Raw genomic sequence first — 2,588 nt, 5'->3', positions numbered from 1 at the left:
ACCGGGTCGAACTCCCGCAGCCGTTCCAGCTCATTGCCAAACCACTCCAGGCGCACCGGCCACTCGCAGGCCACCGGGAAAATGTCGAGAATATCGCCCCTTTGGCTCCACTGCCCCTCGCTTTCCACCAGGCTTACCCGCTGGTAGCCCAGCCGGGTCAACTGCTGCCCCAACTGCTGCGGCGACAGCTCGAGGCCAGGTTCCAGCTTGAGGCAAAAGCCCTGAAACACCTCTGGGGGGGGAAGATGGGGTTGCAGGGCCCGCTCCGTGGCCACAACGGCCATGCCCTTCCTGCCCTGGAGACAGTCGGCCAGCACCTGCAATTGTCCCCACACCAGTTCCGGCTCCAGGTCAAACGGCTCATAGGGGGAAGCCTCAGAGGTGGGATAAAGGTACACGCTCTCCCAGCCCATGCCCTCCAGTTGCGCCGTCCAGCGGCCTGCTTCTTCCAAAGTGGCAGTCACCACCAGCAGGGATCTCCCCTCCTGCTGGGCCAAAGCCGAGGCCATCAACCCCTTGGCGATCCGACCTGCCCCCTGAATGGCTGCCTGTTGCCGCGATCTCAAGCGGGCGGCCAACTCTTGTACCAAGCCGGATTGGGCGAGAAAGTGCACCAGCGGGACAAACGACATCTTCCACCCCCCACTGCCAACTGGGATCTCCAACAAGCCGGGATCCCAATTCTGGCAGGCCCTGAGGAAAATTTGCATGGCGTTATCCCCGCCCCTCAACGGGCTATTTCGGGATTGCGGATCCCCAGGCTGCCAAGTTCGCAACCCTCTTTATTCTGTAGTCCGCTTTACACGGAGAAAACCTCTTCTCCCGGGATCCTAAAGTTAACCTTTAGAGTCGAGCAGCCCATCGCTGATCCTGGTCAAGATGCAATCCTAGGAGGAGCAAAAAAGATAGCCTTCCCCACCTTATCCAAATGGCTACGGATGTCTGCAGCGAACATACCTGGAGGTGGGCCTGCACAAACTGCAGCAGAGAGGGTTCGGAAAAGTTGAGTTTATCCATCCAAACTGGGTGCCAATCATGTTTCTAGACACCGTCGCGCTTTCTCGACTACAGTTTGCCCTCACGGCCATTTTCCATATGCTATGGCCGGTTTTAACAACGGGACTGGCTATTTATCTTGTTGTTATAGAGGGCCTTTGGCTGAAAACTCGCAATCTAGATTACTATCGCCACGCTCGTTTCTGGTCAAAGATCTATGTGTTGAACTTTGGTATCGGCGTGGCCTCAGGGTTGCCGATGGCCTTTCAATTTGGCATGAACTGGGCCCCTTTTTCTGAGGCGGTGGGCGACTTCTTTGGAACCGTTCTTGGGTTTGAGGGCACGATGGCCTTTATGCTGGAGGCCAGCTTTTTGGGGATCATGCTCTTTGGCTGGGAGCGGGTGCCGCCGGTGATTCACTGGATCTCGACAATCCTGGTGGCCTTCGGCGCCAACCTCTCTACCTTTTGGATCCTGACGGCCAACTCTTGGCTACAGACGCCGGCAGGGGGAGTATTTGTCAATGGAAAGTTTGTGGTGCGCGACTACCTGCAGGCGATTGTCAATCCCTTCATGGTCAATAGCTTTCTGCACATGTTTTTTGCCACTTTGGAAACCTCTTTGTTTGTGATCGGTGGCATCAGCGCCTGGTACATTCTCAAGCGGCGGCACAGCGAGTTTTTTTCCCGTTCCCTCAAAGTGGTCTTGGCGATGGCTCTGGTGGTGGCCCCTTTGCAGGTGTTTATCGGCCACTTGAGCGCGGAGCAAGTGTATCGCTATCAACCGGCCAAGCTGGCGGCCATGGAGGCCCAGTGGGAGACGATCCCCCCCGGCGAACGAGCCGATTGGAGCCTGTTAGCCCTGCCCAACGACCGAGAAGAGCGCAACGAGTGGGAGGTGAAGATCCCCGGTGTGCTGGGCTATCTGCTGGAGTTTAAGCCCAGGCTGGATCGACCGGTGCAGGGCCTGAAAGCTTGGGATCCCCAAAATCGTCCCCACATGATTGGCCTCATCTACTACTCCTTTAGGACAATGGTGGCCATTGGCCTGTTTCTGGCCGGGCTTATGGGGGTGACCTTGATTCAGTGGTTGAGGGGCAAGCTGTCGGCGGAGGCCCTCTCCCAGCAGAAGTGGCTGATGTGGGCCTGGGTCTTTGCTGGCCCCCTAGGATACATTGCCGTCGAGGCTGGCTGGATTGTCCGCTGTGTTGGCCGGCAGCCCTGGATTGTGTATGGACAACTGCGCACCGCGGAATCCGTTTCGCCGCTGCCGCCGGGAGAGGTGCTGTTTTCTTTGGTCGGCCTGACTGCTTTGTATACGGTGTTTTTCGTGGCTGCCCTTTACTTTGGCAGCCGCATCATCCGCAGAGGGCCTGACCTGGAGCTGCCTGCCCCCGTTCCGGCAACCCAGCCGGTGATCGTGATCGAGCCTGCCCGCCACGAGCCAGATCGCCGTCCTGCAGAAGCTCGCTAGCACCGGTGCAGCCCTAACAGAACCCAGACAACACCGCAGGCTCCTCATCCAACAGCAGCCAAGCCACTTGTCGATTTCCAACTCCCCTCTCCCAGAGGGAGAGGGGTTGGGGGTGAGGG

General features: G+C 58.2%; 1 protein-coding gene and 1 pseudogene. One reads left to right on the top strand and one right to left on the bottom strand.

What is annotated here, in order from left to right; all coding sequences use genetic code 11:
- Positions 1 to 632: pseudogene (locus NW852_RS06360) on the bottom strand (transcription-repair coupling factor); the annotation flags it as partial.
- 403 nt (positions 633 to 1,035) lie between these two features.
- Here NW852_RS06360 and NW852_RS06355 point away from each other — a divergent pair.
- Positions 1,036 to 2,469, top strand: a complete 1,434-nt coding sequence (locus NW852_RS06355; protein WP_414426565.1) for a cytochrome ubiquinol oxidase subunit I — start codon at positions 1,036 to 1,038, stop codon at positions 2,467 to 2,469.
- Positions 2,470 to 2,588: the final 119 nt, after the last annotated feature.

The sequence above is a fragment of the Synechococcus sp. H60.1 genome (genome assembly GCF_047462335.1).
Classification (GTDB): Bacteria; Cyanobacteriota; Cyanobacteriia; order Thermostichales; family Thermostichaceae; genus Thermostichus.
Note: the sequence above shows the minus strand (reverse complement) of the source record. Positions and strands in the feature narration are given on the sequence as shown.

What these genes read in the sequence shown, in the direction of transcription:
- NW852_RS06355 (WP_414426565.1), top strand. Translation starts at nt 1,036, where the DNA reads ATGTTTCTAGACACCGTCGCGCTTTCTCGACTACAGTTTGCCCTCACG.